This is a genomic window from Pseudomonas sp. W3I7 (genome assembly GCF_030816095.1).
Lineage (GTDB): Bacteria > Pseudomonadota > Gammaproteobacteria > Pseudomonadales > Pseudomonadaceae > Aquipseudomonas > Aquipseudomonas salomonii.
On sequence record NZ_JAUSXP010000001.1, the window covers coordinates 240,469 to 260,678 of the forward strand.

At 60.8% G+C, this 20,210-nt stretch carries 17 protein-coding genes; 12 read left to right on the forward strand and 5 right to left on the reverse strand.

What is annotated here, in order from left to right:
- Positions 1 to 189 precede the first annotated feature (189 nt).
- The 4 genes from rsmA to QF043_RS01155 are packed head-to-tail and all read right to left on the reverse strand — an operon-like array spanning position 190 to position 6,125.
- Positions 190 to 1,002 (reverse strand): 16S rRNA (adenine(1518)-N(6)/adenine(1519)-N(6))-dimethyltransferase RsmA, encoded by an 813-nt coding sequence (rsmA, locus tag QF043_RS01140; protein ID WP_065929386.1) that lies wholly within the window; start codon positions 1,000 to 1,002, stop codon positions 190 to 192.
- Positions 999 to 1,988, reverse strand: a complete 990-nt coding sequence (gene pdxA / locus QF043_RS01145; RefSeq protein ID WP_307417249.1) for a 4-hydroxythreonine-4-phosphate dehydrogenase PdxA — start codon at positions 1,986 to 1,988, stop codon at positions 999 to 1,001. The genes rsmA and pdxA overlap by 4 nt, the downstream gene beginning before the upstream one ends.
- Positions 1,985 to 3,325 (reverse strand): peptidylprolyl isomerase, encoded by a 1,341-nt coding sequence (locus QF043_RS01150; RefSeq protein WP_307417250.1) that lies wholly within the window; start codon positions 3,323 to 3,325, stop codon positions 1,985 to 1,987. Before QF043_RS01150 ends, pdxA begins: the two co-directional genes overlap by 4 nt.
- A complete protein-coding gene (locus QF043_RS01155) occupies positions 3,300 to 6,125 on the reverse strand; it encodes an LPS-assembly protein LptD (protein ID WP_307417251.1) in 2,826 nt (941 codons plus the stop codon). Before QF043_RS01155 ends, QF043_RS01150 begins: the two co-directional genes overlap by 26 nt.
- Positions 6,126 to 6,255: 130 nt before the next feature.
- Here QF043_RS01155 and QF043_RS01160 point away from each other — a divergent pair, with 130 nt between their 5' ends.
- Genes QF043_RS01160 through QF043_RS01170 form a run of 3 tightly spaced genes read left to right on the forward strand, consistent with a single transcriptional unit; the run spans position 6,256 to position 8,724 of the window.
- Complete coding sequence (locus QF043_RS01160) at positions 6,256 to 7,281, forward strand: aminoglycoside phosphotransferase family protein (protein ID WP_307417252.1); 1,026 nt, start codon at positions 6,256 to 6,258, stop codon at positions 7,279 to 7,281.
- Entirely contained in the window at positions 7,278 to 7,955 is a 678-nt protein-coding gene (gene murU / locus QF043_RS01165) for an N-acetylmuramate alpha-1-phosphate uridylyltransferase MurU (protein ID WP_305456115.1), read from the forward strand. Before QF043_RS01160 ends, murU begins: the two co-directional genes overlap by 4 nt.
- 1 nt (position 7,956) lies before the next feature.
- The gene (locus QF043_RS01170) at positions 7,957 to 8,724 is read left to right on the forward strand and encodes a TerB family tellurite resistance protein (RefSeq protein ID WP_307417253.1); all 768 of its coding nucleotides are present in this window, start codon (positions 7,957 to 7,959) and stop codon (positions 8,722 to 8,724) included.
- A 144-nt stretch (positions 8,725 to 8,868) separates the two neighbouring features.
- Here the strand turns inward: QF043_RS01170 and QF043_RS01175 are convergent, their stop codons facing one another.
- The gene (locus QF043_RS01175) at positions 8,869 to 9,843 is read right to left on the reverse strand and encodes an alpha/beta hydrolase family protein (RefSeq protein WP_307417254.1); all 975 of its coding nucleotides are present in this window, start codon (positions 9,841 to 9,843) and stop codon (positions 8,869 to 8,871) included.
- 77 nt (positions 9,844 to 9,920) lie between these two features.
- Here QF043_RS01175 and QF043_RS01180 point away from each other — a divergent pair, with 77 nt between their 5' ends.
- The 9 genes from QF043_RS01180 to QF043_RS01220 all read left to right on the forward strand — a co-directional run bounded on the left by QF043_RS01180 (position 9,921) and on the right by QF043_RS01220 (position 20,148).
- Complete coding sequence (locus tag QF043_RS01180) at positions 9,921 to 11,915, forward strand: histidine kinase (protein ID WP_307417255.1); 1,995 nt, start codon at positions 9,921 to 9,923, stop codon at positions 11,913 to 11,915.
- A gap of 18 nt (positions 11,916 to 11,933) precedes the next feature.
- A complete protein-coding gene (locus QF043_RS01185; protein ID WP_017138071.1) occupies positions 11,934 to 12,563 on the forward strand; it encodes a response regulator transcription factor in 630 nt (209 codons plus the stop codon).
- A gap of 214 nt (positions 12,564 to 12,777) precedes the next feature.
- A complete protein-coding gene (locus tag QF043_RS01190) occupies positions 12,778 to 13,890 on the forward strand; it encodes an ABC transporter ATP-binding protein (protein ID WP_307417257.1) in 1,113 nt (370 codons plus the stop codon).
- Between the two features lie 43 nt (positions 13,891 to 13,933).
- Entirely contained in the window at positions 13,934 to 14,974 is a 1,041-nt protein-coding gene (locus QF043_RS01195) for an ABC transporter substrate-binding protein (protein WP_305456107.1), read from the forward strand.
- A 166-nt stretch (positions 14,975 to 15,140) separates the two neighbouring features.
- Positions 15,141 to 16,373, forward strand: coding sequence for an ABC transporter permease (locus tag QF043_RS01200; RefSeq protein ID WP_307417258.1), 1,233 nt, complete (start codon positions 15,141 to 15,143; stop codon positions 16,371 to 16,373).
- Positions 16,374 to 16,385: 12 nt separating this feature from the next.
- Entirely contained in the window at positions 16,386 to 17,210 is an 825-nt protein-coding gene (locus tag QF043_RS01205) for an ABC transporter permease (RefSeq protein WP_017138075.1), read from the forward strand.
- Between the two features lie 216 nt (positions 17,211 to 17,426).
- Positions 17,427 to 18,575, forward strand: a complete 1,149-nt coding sequence (locus QF043_RS01210; RefSeq protein ID WP_307417259.1) for an iron-containing alcohol dehydrogenase — start codon at positions 17,427 to 17,429, stop codon at positions 18,573 to 18,575.
- An 83-nt stretch (positions 18,576 to 18,658) separates the two neighbouring features.
- On the forward strand, positions 18,659 to 19,333 hold the full coding sequence (gene rpe, locus QF043_RS01215) for a ribulose-phosphate 3-epimerase (RefSeq protein WP_017138077.1): 675 nt from the start codon (positions 18,659 to 18,661) through the stop codon (positions 19,331 to 19,333).
- Positions 19,330 to 20,148 carry a phosphoglycolate phosphatase gene (locus QF043_RS01220; RefSeq protein WP_068931558.1) on the forward strand — a complete coding sequence of 273 codons (819 nt, stop codon included), beginning with the start codon at positions 19,330 to 19,332 and terminating at the stop codon, positions 20,146 to 20,148. The genes rpe and QF043_RS01220 overlap by 4 nt, the downstream gene beginning before the upstream one ends.
- The last annotated feature ends 62 nt before the right edge of the window (positions 20,149 to 20,210 follow it).

The following is a 20,210-nucleotide window of genomic DNA, read 5'->3' on the forward strand; positions in this document are numbered from 1 at the left end:
TAGGCCATGAGCGGGGCACTAGGCCAGACATGTGTCGGGCAGCCGGCAAGCGTTATCGGTATAACGCAGCGCAAATGTGGGAGCGGGCTTGCTCGCGAAGGCGGTGCATCAGTTACACATTCGGTGACTGACACTGCGCATTCGCGAGCAAGCCCGCTCCCACATTGGATTGCATCGAGTTCTTACGGCCTATTCCACTACGGGCGCGGGCTGGATCGCAAGCTGATCGGCCAGGCGCACAAATGCGGCCAGGTCCAGTTGCTCGGGGCGCAGGCCGCCGTCAACGCCGGCGGCTTCGATCTCGGCATTGCTCAACAGCGCCTTGAGGGTGTTGCGCAGCGTCTTGCGGCGTTGGTTGAACGCTTCGCGTACCACGCGCTCCAGCAGCTTGTGGTCCTTGGCCGGGTGCGGCAGCACCGCGTGCGGCACCAGGCGCACGATGGCCGAGTCGACCTTCGGCGGCGGGTTGAAGGCGCCAGGGCCGACGTTGAACAGGTGCTCTACGCGGCAATGGTACTGAACCATGATCGACAGACGGCCCCAATCACCACCACCTGGGCCTGCGGCCAAACGCTCAACCACTTCCTTTTGCAGCATGAAGTGCATGTCGCGGATGATCCCGGCGTTGTTCAGCAGGTGAAAAATCAGCGGCGTGGAGATGTTGTACGGCAGGTTGCCTACCACGCGCAGGCTGTTGGGTGCAGCGTTGAGGCTGTTGAAGTCAAACTTCAGCGCGTCGCCCTGGTGCAGGTTGAAGTTGGGCATGCCGGCAAATTGCTGGTTGAGGATCGGGATCAAGTCCTTGTCCAGCTCCACCACGTCCAACTGGCCACCACTGTTGAGCAGGCCTTGGGTCAAGGCGCCCTGGCCCGGGCCGATTTCCAGCAAGCGATCTTCTGGCTTGGCATGGATGGAGCGCAGGATACGGTCGATCACGCCAGCGTCGTGCAGGAAGTTTTGCCCGAAGCGCTTGCGCGCCCGGTGTTGGTAATGCTCAGTCATATACGGGTCTCGGCCATCTGATAGGCGGTTTCCAGGGCTACGTGCAGGCTGCCGGTATCGATCTTGCCGCTGCCCGCCAGGTCCAGGGCGGTGCCATGGTCGACGGAGGTGCGGATGATCGGCAGGCCCAGTGTCACGTTGACTGCGGCGCCGAAGCCTTTGTACTTCAGCACGGGCAGCCCCTGGTCATGGTACATCGCCAGCACTGCGTCGCAGTGCTCCAGATATTTGGGGGTAAACAGAGTGTCTGCAGGCAATGGGCCACGCAGGTCCATGCCTTCTTGGCGCAGGCGCTCTAATGTCGGTTCGATGATGTCGATTTCTTCATGGCCCAAATGCCCGCCTTCACCGGCATGCGGGTTGAGCCCACAGACCAGGATGCGCGGTTGGGCAATGCCGAATTTGTGTTGCAGGTCGGCGTGCAGGATGCGTGTGACGCGCTCTACACGCTCGGCAGTGATGGCATTGGCGATATCGCGCAACGGCAGGTGCGTGGTTACCAGCGCAACCCGCAGGCCGCGCGTGGCCAGCATCATCACGACTTGTTCGGTATGGGTCAGCTCGGCGAGGAATTCGGTATGGCCGGAAAAGGCAATGCCGGATTCGTTGATCACGCCTTTATGCACCGGGGCGGTGATCATGCCGGCGAAGTCGCCGTCGATGCAGCCTTGGCCGGCACGCGTCAGGGTCTCCAGTACAAACGCCGCGTTGGCCTTGTCCAGTTGCCCGGCTACCACCTTGGCTGCCAGCGGGGTGTTCCACACATACAGGCTGCCGGCCGGGGCGGGCAGGTCGGGCCAGTTGCCCGGCGCCACGTCCAGCAAGGTGACAGCCACACCCAGCTGCGCGGCCCGCTCAAGGAGCAGGTCGCGGCTGGTAATGGCAATCAGGGGGTGTGGCTGAGGGTGCGAGGCGAGCAGCAGGCACAGGTCTGGACCAATGCCGGCCGGCTCGCCGGGTGTTACCGCGAAACGCTGGGGTTTCACTGTGCTGCCTGGTCGGTGCCTGTTTGCTCGGCGCCTGGCAGCTTGTTCTCTACGTAGGCTTCGTCACGGATCTGACGCAACCAGGTTTGCAGCTCTTCGTCGTACTTGCGGTTACGCAGCACGGTCAGGGCTTGTTGCTCGCGGGCCTGGGTGGTGTTGTCGGTGGCGCGACGGCCAAGAACTTCCAGGACGTGCCAGCCATATTGGGTCTTGAACGGCTTGGACAGAACGCCTTGCGGGGTCTTGGCCATGACGTCCTGGAACTCTGGCACCAGCGCTTTCGGGTCGATCCAGTTCAGGTCGCCACCGTTGAGGGCCGAACCCGGGTCTTCCGAGAAGCTCTTGGCCAGGGTGGCGAAGTCTTCACCGCCTTCGATGCGGTCATAGATCTTCTGGGCCAGCTCCTTGGTTTGCGCCTCGGTGCGGATTTCGCTTGGTTTGACCAGGATATGACGAACATGCACTTCGTCTTTCAGCGAGGTCTCGCCGCCGCGTTTGCCGAGCAACTTGAGGATGATGAAACCGCCTGGAGTACGCGCTGGCTGGGTGATTTCACCCACATTCATGGCGCTCAGCTCACGGTCGAACGGAGGTGGCAGTTGCGCGGCTTTACGCCAGCCCATGTCACCGCCGTCCAGGGCGTTGTCGCTGCCGGACATGGCGATGGCCGTCTGGGCAAAGTCAGCACCGGCTTTCAGGCGATCATAAATAGCCTGGGTTTTCGCCGCAGCTGCGTTGAGCTGCTGGGAGCTGGCGCTGTCCGGGGTTGGAACCAGGATATTGGCCAGGTGCAGTTCTTCGGAGAGCTGCATCTTGCCGAGGTCCGAGGCCAGGAAGTTCTTCACTTCCTGCTCAGACACCTGAACCCGCTCCGCTACACGGCGCTGACGCACACGGCTGATGATCATTTCACGCTTGATCTGGTCACGGGCGTCTTCATAAGACAAACCATCGTGGGCCAGGGCAGCCTTGAACTGGTCAATGCTCATGTTATTGCGTTGAGCGATGGTGCCGACGGCCTGGTTCAGTTCTTCGTCCGAAATACGGATGCCGGAGCGCTCGCCGATCTGCAGTTGCAGGTTTTCGACGATCAGGCGCTCAAGTACCTGTGGGTCCAGCACGCTGGTAGGCGGTACGCCGCCGCCACGTTTGGCGATGGTTTGCTGAACTTCCTTGACCCGTTGGTCGAGTTGGCTCTGCATGATCACGTCGTTATCGACGATGGCCACTACCTTGTCCAGCTGTTGAACCGCAGCGTGCGCCGATGCGGCCCCCAGGAACAGCGCGCCCAGTACTAGCGGGCGCAAGCAATCAGAAAGCTTGGTCTTCACGTTCACGATAACCTTCAATGCCTTTGTCGAGGAAGCTCTCTACCTTGGCGCCGGTCAGGCCGCCGAGTCCTTTGAGGACGATCTGGAAGAAGAGCCCGTGGTCACCCTTTTCGTTCTGTGGGGCGATCTGAGTGTATTCGTCGTTGGAAACCCAGTAACGGTTGATCACGCGCAGTTTCCAGCAGCAGTTGTCGTACTCGAAACCACCGAAGGCTTCCAGAGTGCGGTTGCGGGCATAGTCATACTGCCAGCGGGTGATCAGGTTCCACTGCGGAATGATCGGCCACATCATCGAGAAGTCGTGTTGCTGGATTTTGTAGTAATCCTTCACGAACCCAGGCTGGCCTTCGGTGCCGAAGTCGCCACCGAACTGCCATTTGCCGGTCAGCTGGTTGTAGACCACCTGGTCGTTGCGATAGCGATAGCCGAGGTTGATAACCTTGTTCGGGTTGTCTTCCGGCTGGTAGTGGAACATCGCGCTGCCGGAACGAGGACTGTGGCTTTCGGTGTCCCAGTTATAGTCGGCAGTGGCGCGCCAGTCGCGGTTGAAGCGGAACTCGTATTCCAAGGCGATTGGCGAGACATTCGAATGAGCGTCATCACGCGTCTTGGCATCAATACCTGGCAATTGAACTTCACGATCCTTGAAGTAGACCGCCTGGCCGATGGATGCACGTTGACGCTCAAAGCCGTTTTCTTGAATCCAGCGGCTGGTCAAGCCAAACGACAGTTTGTTCTCGTCGCCGATACGGTCCGAACCGGAGAAACGGTTATCCCGGAACAGCGAGGAGTAGCTGAACACGTTTTCGCTGGTATCGAACACCGGAATGTTCTTCTGATCTTTCTCTGGGACGTAGAGATAGAACATGCGCGGTTCAAGGGTCTGGCGATAGTTTTCGCCGAACCATTGGGTATTGCGGTCGAAATACAGGCCGCTGTCGATGCTGGCGATTGGAACTGCGCGATCCTGTGAGCTGTTGAAGCTCTCACCCAATTGGGAGGCGTTATTACGATTGACCAGCAGATCGTTTTTGCCCGTGCTGTCCAGGTCAAGATCGTACTTGGTGTACACGTACTTGAGCTTCGGCGTGATGTAGCCGTAGGTCGCGGTCATCGGCAGGGAAATGCTTGGCGCCAGGTTCAGGCGCGTACCGTTCGCACGGTTCAAGCCCAATACGTAGGTGTCCAGGCGAGGCGTGCCATTTCCCTGTGGGAACGGGTTGAATGGGCCGCCGTCTTTTTCCGTGTAGTTGCCGGTTTCGAGATCCCGATCAAACCTTACAGCTTCGGTTTCATAAGCGAGATCTACGCCACCAGGATGGTAAGGCAACATGCCGTTGAAGGTCAGCTGCGGCAGACGGTCATACGGGGTGATCTGCGAAACGGTCGCCAGCTGATAAGCCTGGACGTTCAAACGCGCCTGGTAGGAATCGCCGCGATAGGTCAAGGCGCCCTGTTGGTTCACGAAGTCCTGAGCTTGAACGCCTTCCTGGTTGGTTTTCAGATCCTGGTAAAAGTACGGATCGCTGATCTTGGTGTAGTCAACCAGTGTCGTCAGTCGCGAATCAAGCCCGCCTTTATGCTGCCAATTGAGCATGTAACGGGTTTTTTCGTAATCGGTCTGTTTCTTGCGCTCGTCGCTGTCGTCGTTCAGATACGCGCCGCCGAACTGCCCTTCGCTGGACTTGGTGAGGTAGCGGAATTCGCCTTCCATCATCAAGCCGCGTTTGGTCATGTATTGCGGGTACAACGTGGCGTCGTAGTTTGGCGCCAGGTTGAAGTAATACGGCGTAATCAGGGTAAAGCCGGTTTCGCTGCCGGTGCTGAAGCTTGGCGGCAGGAAGCCGGATTGACGACGGTCGTCGATCGGGAAGTAGATGTACGGGGTATAGAGGATCGGGATGTTCTTGATCCGCAACGTCGCGTTGGTGGCCGTACCGAAACCGGTGGCCGGGTTCAACGTGATGTTGTTGCCCTTGAGCTGCCAGGCGTTGCTGTCCGGCTCGCAGGTGGTGTACGTACCGTCCTTGAGACGGATGATCGCGTTTTCGGCACGTTTGGCGTACAGCGCGTTACCGCGAACACGCGACTTGTGCAGCACGTATTCGGCGTTGTCGATCTGGGCCGCACCGGTATCGAGCTGCACCTCGGCGTGGTCGCCGACGATCAGCGCTCCGTTGTCGCGCAGACGCACATCGCCGTTCAGCTCGCCACGGTTCTCGGCCTGGTACAGGTTGGCTTCCTGAGCCTCCAGCTGCATGCTGCCCTGGCGCATGACGACGTCACCGGCCAGGGTCGCAACCTGCTGTTCCTGCTCGTAGCGAGACACCTTGGCACCGATGAAGGTCGGCGAATCGCTTTTGTCCGTCTTGTCGTTCATGCCAGGACGGGTCGGCTCGATGTACGCGCCGGAGCAATACGGGCCGGTCTCAGCCAGTTGGGCTGCGGTCAGCTTGTCGCGAGGCACCCAGTCCAGGTGGCTGTAGTCGGCACTGCGCGAACGCAGGCCACGGCCCTTGGACTCGGTGACCAGGGTGGTCTTCGGCTCGGCCGCAGCGCTGCCGCCAGCATCGGCTTGCGCCGTGCTGCCAGCGGCGCTGACGGCTGCACCGTCGTGCACCGGGCGCGGTGGTAATGGGGCTGCGGCGGTTTTTGGCGCGCAATCCCAGGCACCCGAAGCAGAGACTGAGCAGTCATACTGTTCCGCGGCGACCACGAATGAGGTGGCGAAAGGTTGCATGGCCAGCAGACTGCCGGTTACCAGCAACGGAAATTTTCTACGAAACGCGGGGGATTTCAATGCCATCTTATTAGTCCGGGCTTCCTGCGTGCCATCTGCCCGCGGTTTGGGCCGCACGCCTCTCGATGGTCTGAAAAAGATGCGTGATAATAAAGCATGACCCGCTTGACGGCTAGCGCCGTCGGAGACCCTTGTAATGCCCGAGCAAGATCTACGTTTACAACAGCTGAAAGTTTGGCTGGATGAGCAGTTGCCGATCCTTTTCAACGCTCAGGACTGGGGTGTCGTACCTCCGGCCACATTGACCGCGGCCAGCAGCGACGCGAGTTTCAGGCGTTATTTCCGCTGGGAGGGTGGCGGTCGCACGTTCGTCGTCATGGACGCTCCACCGCCCCAGGAAAACTGCAAACCTTTCGTCGATATCGCTGATTTACTCGCGAAATCGGGAATAAATGTGCCAAAAATTTATGCAGAAGATTTGCCGCGCGGCTTTCTTTTGCTTAATGACCTGGGCAGAAAAACCTATCTGGACGTGATTGACGAACAAAACGCCGACCAATTGTTCGCCGATGCCATCGACGCATTGCTGGCTTTTCAGCAATTGCCGATGGACGCACCGCTGCCCAGCTATGACGTGGCCTTGTTGCGTCGTGAGCTGGAATTGTTTCCAGAGTGGTACGTGCGCCGGCATTTGGGTATCGAATTTGACACCCGGCAGCAGGCCTTATGGCAGCGCGTCAGCGATCACCTGATCGACAGCGCCCTGGCCCAGCCCAAAGTGCTGGTGCATCGCGACTATATGCCGCGCAACCTGATGATCGGCGAGCCTAACCCGGGGGTGCTGGATTTCCAGGACGCGGTCTATGGCCCGGTTACCTATGACATCACGTGTCTGTTCAAGGATGCGTTTCTCAGCTGGCCCAAGGCCCGCGTGCGCGAGTGGCAGCGCGGCTACTGGGCGCGTGCCGGCGCCTTGGGCATCCCGGTGCAGACTGATTTCGAGGCGTTCCTGCGGGCCAGCGACCTGATGGGCGTGCAGCGCCACCTCAAGGTCATCGGTATTTTTGCGCGCATCTGCCATCGCGACGGCAAGCCACGCTACCTGGCCGATGTGCCGCGTTTCTTTGCTTATATAGAAGCCGTACTGGCCGACCGGCCTGAGCTGGACGAGTTGGGTGAGTTGCTCGCCAGCCTGCGTGAACCGGCCGAGGTGCGCGTATGAAGGCCATGATTCTGGCCGCCGGCAAAGGTGAGCGGATGCGTCCGCTCACGTTGCACACGCCCAAACCGCTGGTGGAGGCGGGCGGCAAGCGTTTGATCGAGTATCACCTGGAGGCGCTGGCCAAGGCCGGCTTCACCGATATCGTGATCAACCATGCCTGGCTCGGCCAGCAGATTGAAAGCTATCTGGGTGATGGTGCGCAGTTTGGCTTGCGCATTCAGTATTCAGCCGAGGGCGAGCCACTGGAAACCGGCGGCGGGATTTTCAAGGCATTGCCGCTGCTGGGCGACGAGCCTTTCCTGTTGGTCAACGGCGATATCTGGACGGACTTCGATTTCGCCAGTCTGCACAACAAGGCGCTGGAGGGCCTTGCCCACTTGGTTATGGTCGACATGCCTGCCCATGCGCCAACGGGAGGCGACTTTTATTTGGACAACGGTCTGCTTCATGATGCCGCGCCCGGTGCCGATAACCTGACCTTCAGTGGCATTTCAGTGCTCGACCCACAGTTGTTTGCGGGCTGCAGCGCCGGTGCCTTCAAACTGGCGCCGCTGTTGCGGGAGGCCATGGCCAAAGGTCTGGTAACGGGAGAGCACATGACAGGACGCTGGATTGATGTCGGCACGCTGGAGCGTCTGGCGCAGGTTGAAACCTTGCTGACTGCGGAGCAATAAGATGTTGTGGCCAGGGACACTGATCGGTGCCGGGGCTGGCTTTGCCATTGCCAGTATTCCGGGGGCCTTGTTGGGCGCGTTACTGGGGCAGGCACTGGATCGCCGCCTGCAGTTGCACAGCTGGGCGCAATTGCGCGAGCGCCTGGGTGGGCGCCCGGCATTGCGCAACGACGAATTGCTGTTTGTATTGTTGGGGCGCCTGGCCAAGAGTAATGGCCGGGTGGTGGCTGGGCATATCCAGCAGGCGCGTCAGGAAATGCGCGCACTGGACATGAGCGAACCGGCCCAGCGTCGGGCGATTACCGCGTTCAATCGTGGCAAGTCGGGATCCGACCGGGTGCGCAATTACCTGCGCGTACTCAAAGCCCAACCCCATGCGGCAGAAGGTGTGTTGCGTGCATGCTGGCGCATGGCCTGGGCGGACGGCAGGGCCGATGACGCCGAACGCGACCTGATTGACCTGTGGGGCAAGTGGCTGGGGTGGACGCCGCAACAGCTGCAGGCGCTGGCGTCTGATTACGCCCCCGAACGCAAGCCATTGGCCAATCGTGGCGGGGCGTATCAGGAGGCACTGCGGATTCTAGGGGTGACGTCCACCAGCGAACCGGCGGCGATCAAACGCGCCTATCGCCGCCTGCTCAGCCGCCATCACCCGGACAAGATCGCCGGCACGGGAGCAAGCCTGGCGCAAGTGCGTGAGGCCACCGAACGTACCCGCGAGCTGCACAATGCTTATGCGTTGATTCGTGAACGGCGGGATTTTCGATAGTCACGTCAATTTGGAAGTGACAATCCGATCAGTGTGGGAGCTGGCTTGCCTGCGATAGCGATGTGTCAGTAACACAGATGTCACTGACAGTCCGCTATCGCAGGCAAGCCAGCTCCCACAGTTGATCGGGTTACCAGGCCAGGATCAGTTGGAGGCCGGCTCCGGGCTCAACCACCCACGAACCCGCCGATACAGCTGCTCTTGCTCAGCCGCACTGTTGCCCGGCAGAGTCTTGAGCGACACCTGTTTATAGCCATCATTCTTCCCCCGCTTGGCGGCCTGCATACGTTCCAGGGCGTTTTTGCGCGCCTGAGCGTCGTCCTGGTAATACACATCCGCCGTCGGCACTTTCAGCGCCGGCGCCAGTTTTTGCAGGTCCGGCTGCCTGGCCGCTGGCGTCTTGCCGGCCACCATCACCAGCTTCTGCACTTGGGACGGCTGTTTCTCGCTCAGGTAGCGCGCGGCCCACCAGGCGCCGGTGCCGTGGCCGAGCAGCACCACACTGCGCGCGCTTTGGGTTTGGGCAAAGGCAACGGCGGCGTCGATGCGATCAAAGATGCGCTTGGCGTCGGTCTTGTCCTGTTCATCAGCACCCGGCACCACCGCCGGGTCAGTGCCTTCGGCTTCGGCGCTGGCGGCTTGTTCGATCGGTTTGGCGGCCGTGCTGCCGTCTTTGCTGCTGGTGTCGACCGCTGTTTTGGGCGACTCCATGACCCGAGGCGGCAAGGTGTCGAGGTTCACATCCGGCAACGACAGGCTCAGGGTGCCCCAATCGGCATCGGGTAACTTGCGGCGTAGCGGCGCGATTGCTTGTGGCCAATCGGCACTTTCCCCGGCGCCCGGCACAATGATCACCACACCTTCAGATTCGGCGCTGTTGGCCGGTTTCCACAGGGCCAGGAATGAATCGCTGCCGGCCTGCAATTGTTGCTGTTCCTGTGTCGGCAGTTGACGTTCCAGGGCGCTGGCTTCTTCCTGACTGCGCTCGGGCAGCGGTTGGCGTTCAGCCGGTTTTTCGGCGGTGGGCGCAGGCGTGTCGGCGGCTTGAACAGAAAAGGCGCTGGTAAATAGCAGCGATAGGCACAATGCTGGCAGTGCCGAACGGTGGGTAAAGGGCATCGTTAATTCCCGGCCAGAAGTGATTCCAGCAGCCTAATGGGTTGGTCAGTGTTTGTCAGTGATGTGAGACGTGGATCATGGGTTTTCGCTGTCTGCTGGTTATCGGCTGTGTGTGCTTTGCCTTGATGGCGAATGCCGCGCCTGCGCCTGTCGCGCCGCAGGCGCAGCTCAATGCTCAGCAGCGTGAATGGCTGGCGCAGCACCCGCAGCTGCGCGTGGGCGTGGTATTGCAAGCACCGTACGCCCAATACGACCGGCGCCTGCAGCGCTTGTCCGGGGCGAATGTCGAGTTGATGCAGTGGCTGGCCAAAGCGCTGAATATCGAGCTGACTTGGCGCAATTTCCCCAGCCAGGAGCAACTGGAAGCCGCCGTACGCGATGGCGAGGTGGATATCGCCCCGGGCCTGCAGCAAACCCCGGCCGGCTTGCGTTTGTGGTTATTCAGCGACCCTTATATGCGCGTGCCTCAGCATATCGTCGGCATTCGCGAGGGCGGCGGCGCGGTGGAGCTGGAAAAGCTTGACGAGCTGTCCCGTGTCGCCGTGCGCATGCCCAGCGCTGTCGCCGATTACCTGCGCAGCAATTACCCCAACCTCAACCTGCAAGGCGTGCCCCTGGAGCGCCAGGCCCTGCAATTGTTGGTGAGCCAGCAGGCGCGTTATGCGGTGGTGGATGAAGCGCAATTGAGCCGATTGTCCGGCGAGGCGGAGTTTGCCGGGCTGGCGGTGGTCGGCGATATCGGCCTGCCGCAATTGCTGCGTGTGGCCACCCGCCGTGAGTGGCCGGAACTGGCGAGCATCATGCAAAGTGCCTTGCGCGCGATACCCGCCCGCGACCTCGACCAATTGCACAGCCGCTGGCTGCAACCCCAATACCCAAGGCTGACGGAATCGCCGGGCCTGTGGCAAAACCTCAGCCTGCTCTTGGCGATGTTCCTGCTCGCCAGCCTCGCCGTGGTGTTTTGGCAGCGCCGTCACCAGCGAGTGCTGGAACACAGCTTACTGTCCGCCCGGGAAGAAAGCGCCGCGCGTGCGGCCGGTGCCGAAGCGTTGCGGCTGACGCAGTTCTCCATCGATCAAAGTACGGTCGGCATTCTTTGGGTCAATTGGGACAGCCATGTGCGTTACGCCAACCGCGCCGCCGAGACCATGCTGGGCTACGCCGCCGGCGCGCTGATCGAGCGACCGCTGATCGATTTTGACCCGACCTTGAATATGGACCGCTGGCTCGACGTATGGAAGCGTGCGCGTGCCAGCGAAGAGGGCCCGCAGACCTTCGCCGCCGATTGCGTGCGCGCTGACGGCAGCATCCTGCCGGCGGATGTGTCGTTGAGCTTTCTGCGCTTTGCCGAGGGCGAATACCTGGTGGTTTATCTCAACGACGTCACCGAGCGCCGTCGTTACGTGGCCGCCTTGCAGCAAAGCGAAACACAGCTGCGCGAGCTCTCTGCCCACCTCGAAACCGTGCGCGAAGAGGAAAAGGCGCGTATCGCCCGTGAAGTGCATGACGAGTTGGGTCAGATGCTCACGGTGCTCAAGCTGGAGACGTCGATGTGCGAATTGGCCTATGCGCAATTGGACCCGGGCTTGACCGAGCGCCTGAACAGCATGAAACGCCTGATCGCCCAGTTGTTCCAGCTTGTCCGGGATGTGGCGACCGCGCTACGCCCGCCGATTCTCGACGCCGGCATCGCCTCGGCGATTGAATGGCAAGCCCGCCGCTTCGAAGCGCGCACGCACATTCCCTGTCTGGTACAAGTCCCGGATAACCTGCCGGCCCTCAGCGACGCCAAGGCTATTGGCCTGTTCCGTATCCTGCAGGAGGCGCTGACCAATGTGATGCGTCATGCCCAGGCGCATACTGTCGAACTGACCCTGACGGTGGAAAGCGCCGACTTGCGGCTGACCATCAGCGATGACGGCGTCGGCTTCGTCGAGAACCCAGGTCGCCCGGTGTCCTTTGGCGTAGTCGGCATGCGTGAGCGGGTGCTGATGATGGGCGGGCAATTGAGCCTGCACAGCGAGCTGGGGGAGGGCACCACCTTGAGTGTCACGGTGCCGTTGGATGCATAACGATAGGAGCAAGCCCCTGTGATTCGCGTATTGGTAGCCGAAGACCACACCATTGTTCGTGAAGGCATCAAGCAATTGATTGGCCTGGCCAAAGACCTGCTGGTGGTCGGCGAGGCCAGCAATGGCGAGCAGTTGCTGGAGACCTTGCGCCATATCGCCTGTGAGGTGGTATTGCTGGATATCTCGATGCCGGGGGTCAATGGCCTGGAAGCGATTGCGCGCATCCGTGCATTGAGTAACCCGCCCGCGATTCTGGTGCTGTCGATGCACGATGAAGCGCAAATGGCTGCCCGCGCCCTGAAAGTCGGGGCGGCGGGGTATGCCACCAAGGACAGTGACCCGGCGCTGTTACTGACGGCGATTCGCAAGGTGGCGGCGGGCGGGCGTTACATCGACCCGGACCTGGCGGACCGCATGGTTTTTGAGGTCGGCCTCACCGATACGCGGCCGTTGCATTCATTACTGTCGGAGCGCGAGTTCTCGGTGTTCGAGCGCCTGGCCCAGGGCGCCAACGTCAATGACATCGCCCAGCAACTGGCGCTGAGCAGCAAGACCATCAGCACCCACAAGGCGCGGTTGATGCAAAAGCTCCATATCACGTCGCTGGCTGAGTTGGTGAAGTACGCCATGGAACACAAGCTGTTGTGACGACATGCCTGTTTACGACGGCCTTTGAGCCCTGCCGAAGCCATTTCAGGCACGTGTCGCGCTGACAGTGTTCCATCCCCGCCATCGGTGTAGGGCGATCCCTACCCCCAACCTTCCATCCTGCTGATGTGATTCTCTCCTGGCCCCCGATTTCCGGGGCCTCGCGCCTGGACTACGCTTTGTGCCACAGCAGTCCAAAACAAAAGGTGCGGGTATGAGCGAGGTGGATTCAAATGATGTGCTGGTCAGCTTTCGTGGCGTACAGAAGAGCTACGACGGCGAGAACCTGATCGTCAAAGACCTCAACCTGGAGATTCGCAAGGGCGAGTTCCTCACCCTGCTCGGGCCGTCCGGTTCGGGCAAGACCACCAGCCTGATGATGCTCGCCGGTTTCGAGACGCCGACCGCCGGGGAAATCTTGCTCGCCGGGCGCGCTATCAACAATGTGCCGCCGCACAAGCGCGACATCGGCATGGTGTTCCAGAACTACGCGCTGTTCCCGCACATGACGGTGGCAGAGAACCTGGCATTCCCCTTGTCGGTGCGCGGCTTGAGCAAGCCCGATATCAGCGAGCGGGTCAAACGCGTACTGAGCATGGTCCAGCTGGATGCCTTCGCCCAGCGTTACCCGGCGCAACTCTCCGGCGGTCAGCAACAGCGCGTGGCCTTGGCCCGGGCGCTGGTGTTCGAACCGCAGCTGGTGTTGATGGACGAACCCCTCGGCGCCCTCGATAAACAACTGCGCGAACACATGCAGATGGAGATCAAGCACCTGCACCAGCGCCTCGGCGTGACCGTGGTGTACGTGACCCACGACCAGGGCGAAGCCTTGACCATGTCCGACCGCGTGGCGGTGTTCCACCAGGGTGAGATCCAGCAGATCGCCGCGCCGCGCACGCTGTACGAAGAGCCAAAAAATACCTTCGTCGCCAACTTCATCGGCGAGAACAACCGACTCAATGGCCGCCTGCACAGCCACACCGGCGAACGCTGCGTGGTGGAGTTGGCGCGCGGCGAAAAGGTTGAGGCGCTGGCAGTGAATGTCGGCCAGCTCGGCGGCCCGGTCACCCTGTCAGTACGCCCGGAGCGCGTCAGCCTCAATGGCTCCAGTGAGTCCTGCGTCAACCGCTTCTCTGGGCGGGTGGCGGAATTTATCTACCTGGGCGACCACGTGCGTGTGCGCCTGGAAGTCTGCGGCAAGGCCGATTTTTTTGTGAAACAACCGATTGCTGAGCTGGACACAGCGCTTGCGGTCGGCGACGTGGTACCGATTGGCTGGCAAGTCGAGCACGTTCGCGCACTCGACCCACTTCTAGAGGCGAATTAATCGCCCCATGGCTTCACCAACCCTGCACGTGGAGAGAACAACAATGTTGAGATCCCTTAAATATTCCGCCCTGGCCATCGGCTTGATGGGCGCGACACAGGTCATGGCAGGCCCGGACCTGACGGTCGTATCCTTCGGCGGCGCGAACAAGGCGGCTCAGGTCAAAGCCTTTTACGCACCGTGGGAAAGCGCGGGCAATGGCAAGATCGTCGCCGGTGAGTACAACGGCGAAATGGCCAAGGTCAAAGCCATGGTCGATACCAAGAGCGTGTCGTGGGACTTGGTGGAAGTGGAGTCGCCGGAACTGTCCCGTGGCTGTGACGAAGACATGTTCGAACCGCTCGACCCGAAACTGTTCGGTAATAGCGCCGATTATGTCAAAGGCGCGATTCAGCCCTGCGGTGTGGGCTTCTTTGTGTGGTCCACTGTGCTGGCGTACAACGCCGACAAGCTGACCACTGCACCGACCAGTTGGGCGGATTTCTGGGATACCAAGAAATTCCCAGGCAAGCGCGGCCTGCGCAAAGGCGCCAAGTACACCCTGGAATTCGCCTTGATGGCGGACGGCGTGGCCCCCAAAGACGTGTACAAAGTGCTGGCTGGCAAAGACGGCCAGGATCGCGCGTTCAAGAAACTCGACGAACTCAAACCGTCGATCCAGTGGTGGGAAGCCGGCGCACAACCGCCGCAGTACCTGGCCTCGGGTGATGTGGTCATGAGCTCGGCCTACAACGGCCGCATCGCTGCCGTGCAAAAAGAAAGCAACCTGAAAGTGGTGTGGAACGGCGGCATCTACGACTTTGACGCCTGGGCCATCCCTAAAGGCCTGGCCAAGGATCGCGCCGAGGCAGCGAAAAAGTTCATCGCCTTCTCGGTGCAGCCGCAACAGCAGAAGACCTACTCGGAAAACATCGCCTACGGCCCGGCCAATACCCAGGCCGTACCGTTGTTGGCCAAGGATGTGCTGAAAGACATGCCGACCACGCCGGAAAACATCGCCAACCAAGTGCAGATCGATGTGAGCTTCTGGGCGGATAACGGCGAGCAGCTCGAGCAGCGCTTCAATTCCTGGGCGGCCAAGTAACACCGCATATTCCTCTGTGAAAGCAGGCTGGTGTGGGAGCTGGCTTGCCTGCGATGGGATCGACTCGGTCTTTGAGTGACACCGAGGCGATGCCATCGCAGGCAAGCCAGCTCCCACAAAAAAGCACCGCTCACAGGGAACTCTTAGAAGATTTCCGGAGTTTGCCATGGTTATCGCCATTCCCAGCCCCACCCTCAAGCAGCGCCTGGCGCGTGCCGAGCGGCTCAATCGCTGGAAGGCCCAGGCCTTGATTGCGCCGCTGGTGCTGTTTTTGCTGCTGGTGTTCCTGGTGCCGATTGTTGCGCTGCTCTACAAAAGCGTCGGCAACCCGGAAGTGGTGGCCGGTTTGCCGCGTACCGTGGTGGCGGTCAAGACCTGGGATGGTCGCGGCCTGCCGGGTGAACCGGTGTATCAGGCGCTCAGCGAAGATCTGGGTGAAGCACGTAAAAACCAGACCCTGGGCGACTTGTCCAAACGCTTGAACATGGAGCTGGCCGGCTATCGCAGCCTGTTGACCAAAACCGCACGGGCGCTGCCGTTTACCGAAGCGCCCGGCTCTTATAAGGACGCGCTGGAAAGCCTCGATGAACGCTGGGGCGACCCGGCGTACTGGCAGGCGATCCGGCGTAATACCAGCAGCCTCACGCCGTACTACCTGCTGGCGGCCGTCGATCACCGTATCAATGACCTTGGCGAAGTGGCCCCGGCCACACCTGACCAGGCCATCTACCTGGACATCTTTGCTCGCACGTTCTGGATGGGCTTGGTCATTACCTTCATCTGCCTGCTGCTGGCCTATCCGTTGGCCTACTTGCTGGCCAACCTGCCGGCACGCAAAAGTAACCTGCTGATGATTCTGGTATTGCTGCCGTTCTGGACCTCAATCCTGGTAAGGGTGGCGGCATGGATTGTATTGCTGCAGTCCGGTGGGCTGATCAACAGCGCATTGATGGGCATGGGGCTGATCGATACACCCATGGAGCTGGTGTTTAACCGCACCGGGGTTTACATCTCGATGGTGCACATCCTGTTGCCGTTCATGATTTTGCCGATCTACAGCGTGATGAAAGGCATCTCGCCCACGTATATGCGTGCAGCGATTTCCCTGGGGTGCCACCCGTTTGCCAGTTTTTGGCGCGTGTACTTCCCGCAGACCTATGCCGGTGTCGGCGCCGGTTGCCTACTGGTGTTTATACTGGCGATTGGTTACTACATCACCCCGGCGCTGCTCGGCAGCCCGAACGACCAGATGGTCAGCTACTTCGTCGCGTTCTACACCAACACCAGCATCAATTGGGGTATGGCCACGGCGTTGGGCGGCTTGCTGCTGCTGGCGACCGTCGTGCTGTACCTGATCTACAACCGTCTGGTCGGCGCCAGTCGCCTGCGCCTGAGCTGAGGAGAGTTGGCGATGCTGAGCCCTTATATGTCACCCGTGGAGCGCGTGTGGTTCTACAGCTTGCGGATACTGTGTGGCTTGATCCTGCTATTCCTGATCTTGCCGGTGCTGGTGATTATCCCGCTGTCGTTCAACAGCGGCAGTTTCCTGGTGTACCCGCTGCAAGGCTTCTCGTTGCACTGGTATCAAGACTTCTTCGCCTCCGCCGAGTGGATGCGTGCATTGAAGAACAGCATTATTGTGGCCCCGGCGGCGACGGTGCTGGCGATGGTGTTCGGTACGCTGGCGGCGATTGGCCTGACGCGCGGCAACTTCCCCGGCAAGGCGCTAGTCATGGCCTTGGTGATTTCGCCGATGGTGGTGCCTGTGGTGATCATTGGCGTGGCCAGCTATCTGTTCTTTGCGCCACTAGGGTTGGGCAACAGCTTCCTCTCGCTGATTGTGGTGCATGCCGTGCTGGGTGTGCCGTTTGTGATCATCACCGTGTCGGCGACATTGCAGGGCTTCAACCACAACCTGGTGCGGGCGGCGGCCAGCCTGGGCGCCTCGCCGTTGACCGCGTTTCGCCGTGTCACCTTGCCGCTGATCGCGCCGGGGGTGATCTCCGGGGCGCTGTTTGCTTTCTCGACGTCTTTCGATGAAGTGGTAGTGACGCTGTTTCTCGCCGGCCCCGAGCAAGCCACTTTGCCGCGCCAGATGTTCAGCGGCATCCGCGAAAATTTAAGCCCGACCATTGCTGCGGCGGCAACCTTGCTGATTGCGTTCTCGGTGCTGCTGTTGCTGACCCTCGAGTGGCTGCGAGGCCGCAGCGAGAAACTGCGCACCGCGCAAGTCTAAAGCCAAGTGGAGATCAAACTGTGGGAGCGGGCTTGCTCGCGAATGCGGGGTGTCAGCCACTGAATGTGTAACCGATGCACCGCATTCGCGAGCAAGCCCGCTCCCACACTGGATCTGTGCCCATTCAGTGAATAACCATTCAGTGTGTGAATGCTGGGCAACCTGAAATACCCGGCTATTCTTGTGCCAGCCCATCATTAATAAGAGGCCGCGCACATGAGTACTTCCTCATTCAAGATCGCCCACAAACTGCTGACCGGCGCTGGCGCCATCGAACAACTGGGCGCCGAGCTCACGCGTCTGGATGTGGATAACCCGCTGATCGTCACCGATGCCGCGCTGGTCAAGTCCGGCACCGTCGCACTGGCGCTCGAGCACCTGGGCGAGCGCACTTATGAGATTTTCGACCGTGTGCTGCCCGACCCGGAAATCGCCATCGTCGAGGACTGCATGCGCGTGTACCGCGAAGGCGGGCATGACGGCCTGATCGGCGTGGGCGGCGGCAGTGCCATCGACATCGCCAAGAGTGTCGCGGCCTATGCCGGTTACCACGGCGCGCTGGCGGACTTGTTCGGCGTCGACCAGGTGCCGCGCAAAGGCCCGCCGCTGATCGCCATCCCGACCACGGCCGGCACCGGTTCGGAGGTGACCAATGTGGCGATTCTCTCCGACAAGGCCGCACAGCTGAAAAAAGGCATCGTCAGCGATTACTTATTGCCCGATGTTGCGCTGATCAGCCCGCAAATGACCCTGACCTGCCCGCGCAGTGTCACCGCCGCCAGTGGCGTGGATGCGCTGGTGCATGCCATCGAGTCCTACCTGTCGCTGAATGCCTCGCCGATCACTGACGCGCTGGCCATCGGCGCGATCAAGCTGATTGCCAATGCGCTGCCCAAGGCCTACGCCAACCCGGCCAACCTGCTGGCCCGCGATGATATGGCCACCGCCAGCCTGATGGCCGGCATGGCCTTCGGCAATGCCGGCGTCGGCGCAGTGCATGCCTTGGCGTACCCGTTGGGCGGGCGATTCAATATTGCTCACGGCGTGAGCAATGCGCTGTTGCTGCCTTACGTGATGCACTGGAACAAACTGGCCTGCGTGGAGCGCATGCAGGACATTGCCCAAGCCATGGGCGTGAATACCGCCGGGCTCAGCGTCAACGCGGCGGCCGATCAGGCGGTCGAGGCGATGACGCGCCTGTGTGCCGCCGTGGAAATCCCGGCAGGCCTGCGCAGCTTTGGTGTGCCGGAAGACGCGATCCCCGCCATGGCGACGGAAGCGGCGGGTATCGAGCGCCTGATGCGCAACAACCCGCGCAAGCTCAGCGCGGCGGATATCGAGAAAATCTACCGGGCGGCTTACTGACCATTGAGTTAGGTCACGGTGTGCGGGGTAAAGCATGAGGTATACAATGCGCGCCATCGTGATTTAGCTCAAAAAGGTGCGTCATGCAGCCCTTCGTTATCGCTCCATCGATTCTCTCCGCCGACTTCGCCCGCCTGGGTGAGGAAGTGGACAAGGTATTGGCCGCCGGTGCCGACTTCGTGCACTTCGATGTCATGGACAACCACTATGTGCCCAACCTGACCATCGGTCCGATGGTCTGCGCGGCACTGCGCAAGTACGGCATCACTGCGCCGATTGATGCGCACCTGATGGTCAGCCCGGTGGATCGCATCGTCGGTGATTTCATCGAGGCCGGTGCCACCTACATCACCTTCCACCCGGAAGCCACGCTGCACGTCGACCGCACCCTGCAGCTGATCCGCGAAGGCGGTTGCAAGGCCGGCCTGGTGTTCAACCCGGCTACGCCGTTGAGCGTGCTGGAGTACGTGATGGACAAGGTCGACATGGTCTTGCTGATGAGCGTCAACCCAGGCTTTGGCGGGCAGAAGTTCATTCCCGGTACGCTGAACAAGCTGCGCGAAGCCCGCGCGCTGATCGATGCGTCGGGCCGTGATATCCGCCTGGAAATCGACGGTGGGGTCAACGTCAACAATATCCGCGAAATCGCCGCCGCTGGCGCTGACACCTTTGTGGCGGGCTCGGCGATCTTCAACGCCCCCAACTACCAGGAAGTCATCGACAAGATGCGGGCCGAACTGGCGCTGGCGCGTCCATGAGCGGTTTTGAGCAGCTGTTCCCCGGCAAACTGCCACGGCTGGTGATGTTCGATCTGGACGGTACGTTGATCGATTCGGTGCCAGACCTGGCCGCGGCGGTGGACGAGATGCTGCTCAAGCTGGGGCGCAAGCCGGCGGGCATTGAATCGGTGCGTGAGTGGGTCGGCAATGGCGCGCAGATGCTGGTGCGTCGGGCCTTGGCCAACCACATCGATGCCGAAGGTGTGGATGAGGTCGAGGCCGAGCACGCCCTGGAACTCTTCAATGTCGCCTATGAAAGCAGTCATGAACTGACCGTGGTTTACCCCGGCGTGCGCGACACGCTCAAGTGGCTGCACAAGCAAGGCGTGGAGATGGCGCTGATCACCAACAAGCCGGAGCGCTTTGTCGCGCCGCTGTTGGACCAGATGAAAATCGGCCGGTATTTCCGCTGGATCATCGGCGGCGATACCTTGCCGCAGAAAAAGCCTGACCCGGCGGCGCTTTTCTTTGTGATGAAAATGGCCAATATTCCGGCCTCGCAATCGTTGTTTGTCGGCGATTCGCGCAGTGATGTGCTGGCCGCCAAAGCCGCTGGCGTGCAGTGTGTGGCGCTGAGCTACGGCTACAACCACGGCCGACCGATCGCCGAGGAGTCGCCGGCGCTGGTGATTGATGATCTGCGACTGCTAATCCCCGGTTGCTTGGGAGCGGGCGCTGAGATAACGTTGCCCGACATCGAATCAACCCCTTCTGGAAATTCCATCGTGGTGGTCACTCGCAAACTCTGGATGAAAGTCATCAAGGCCCTGGCCCGCTGGCGTTGGCGCGCCTGACCGATCCTGGCCGCGCTGCGGCACGTTTGCACACCTGACCGTTTGACCCTCAAGCCACGAGG

What these genes read in the sequence shown, in the direction of transcription:
- rsmA (WP_065929386.1), bottom strand. Translation starts at nt 1,002, where the DNA reads ATGACTGAGCATTACCAACACCGGGCGCGCAAGCGCTTCGGGCAAAAC.
- QF043_RS01155 (WP_307417251.1), bottom strand. Translation starts at nt 6,125, where the DNA reads ATGGCATTGAAATCCCCCGCGTTTCGTAGAAAATTTCCGTTGCTGGTA.
- QF043_RS01160 (WP_307417252.1), top strand. Translation starts at nt 6,256, where the DNA reads ATGCCCGAGCAAGATCTACGTTTACAACAGCTGAAAGTTTGGCTGGAT.
- murU (WP_305456115.1), top strand. Translation starts at nt 7,278, where the DNA reads ATGAAGGCCATGATTCTGGCCGCCGGCAAAGGTGAGCGGATGCGTCCG.
- QF043_RS01170 (WP_307417253.1), top strand. Translation starts at nt 7,957, where the DNA reads ATGTTGTGGCCAGGGACACTGATCGGTGCCGGGGCTGGCTTTGCCATT.
- QF043_RS01175 (WP_307417254.1), bottom strand. Translation starts at nt 9,843, where the DNA reads ATGCCCTTTACCCACCGTTCGGCACTGCCAGCATTGTGCCTATCGCTG.
- QF043_RS01180 (WP_307417255.1), top strand. Translation starts at nt 9,921, where the DNA reads ATGGGTTTTCGCTGTCTGCTGGTTATCGGCTGTGTGTGCTTTGCCTTG.
- QF043_RS01190 (WP_307417257.1), top strand. Translation starts at nt 12,778, where the DNA reads ATGAGCGAGGTGGATTCAAATGATGTGCTGGTCAGCTTTCGTGGCGTA.
- QF043_RS01195 (WP_305456107.1), top strand. Translation starts at nt 13,934, where the DNA reads ATGTTGAGATCCCTTAAATATTCCGCCCTGGCCATCGGCTTGATGGGC.
- QF043_RS01200 (WP_307417258.1), top strand. Translation starts at nt 15,141, where the DNA reads ATGGTTATCGCCATTCCCAGCCCCACCCTCAAGCAGCGCCTGGCGCGT.
- QF043_RS01205 (WP_017138075.1), top strand. Translation starts at nt 16,386, where the DNA reads ATGCTGAGCCCTTATATGTCACCCGTGGAGCGCGTGTGGTTCTACAGC.
- QF043_RS01210 (WP_307417259.1), top strand. Translation starts at nt 17,427, where the DNA reads ATGAGTACTTCCTCATTCAAGATCGCCCACAAACTGCTGACCGGCGCT.
- rpe (WP_017138077.1), top strand. Translation starts at nt 18,659, where the DNA reads ATGCAGCCCTTCGTTATCGCTCCATCGATTCTCTCCGCCGACTTCGCC.
- QF043_RS01220 (WP_068931558.1), top strand. Translation starts at nt 19,330, where the DNA reads ATGAGCGGTTTTGAGCAGCTGTTCCCCGGCAAACTGCCACGGCTGGTG.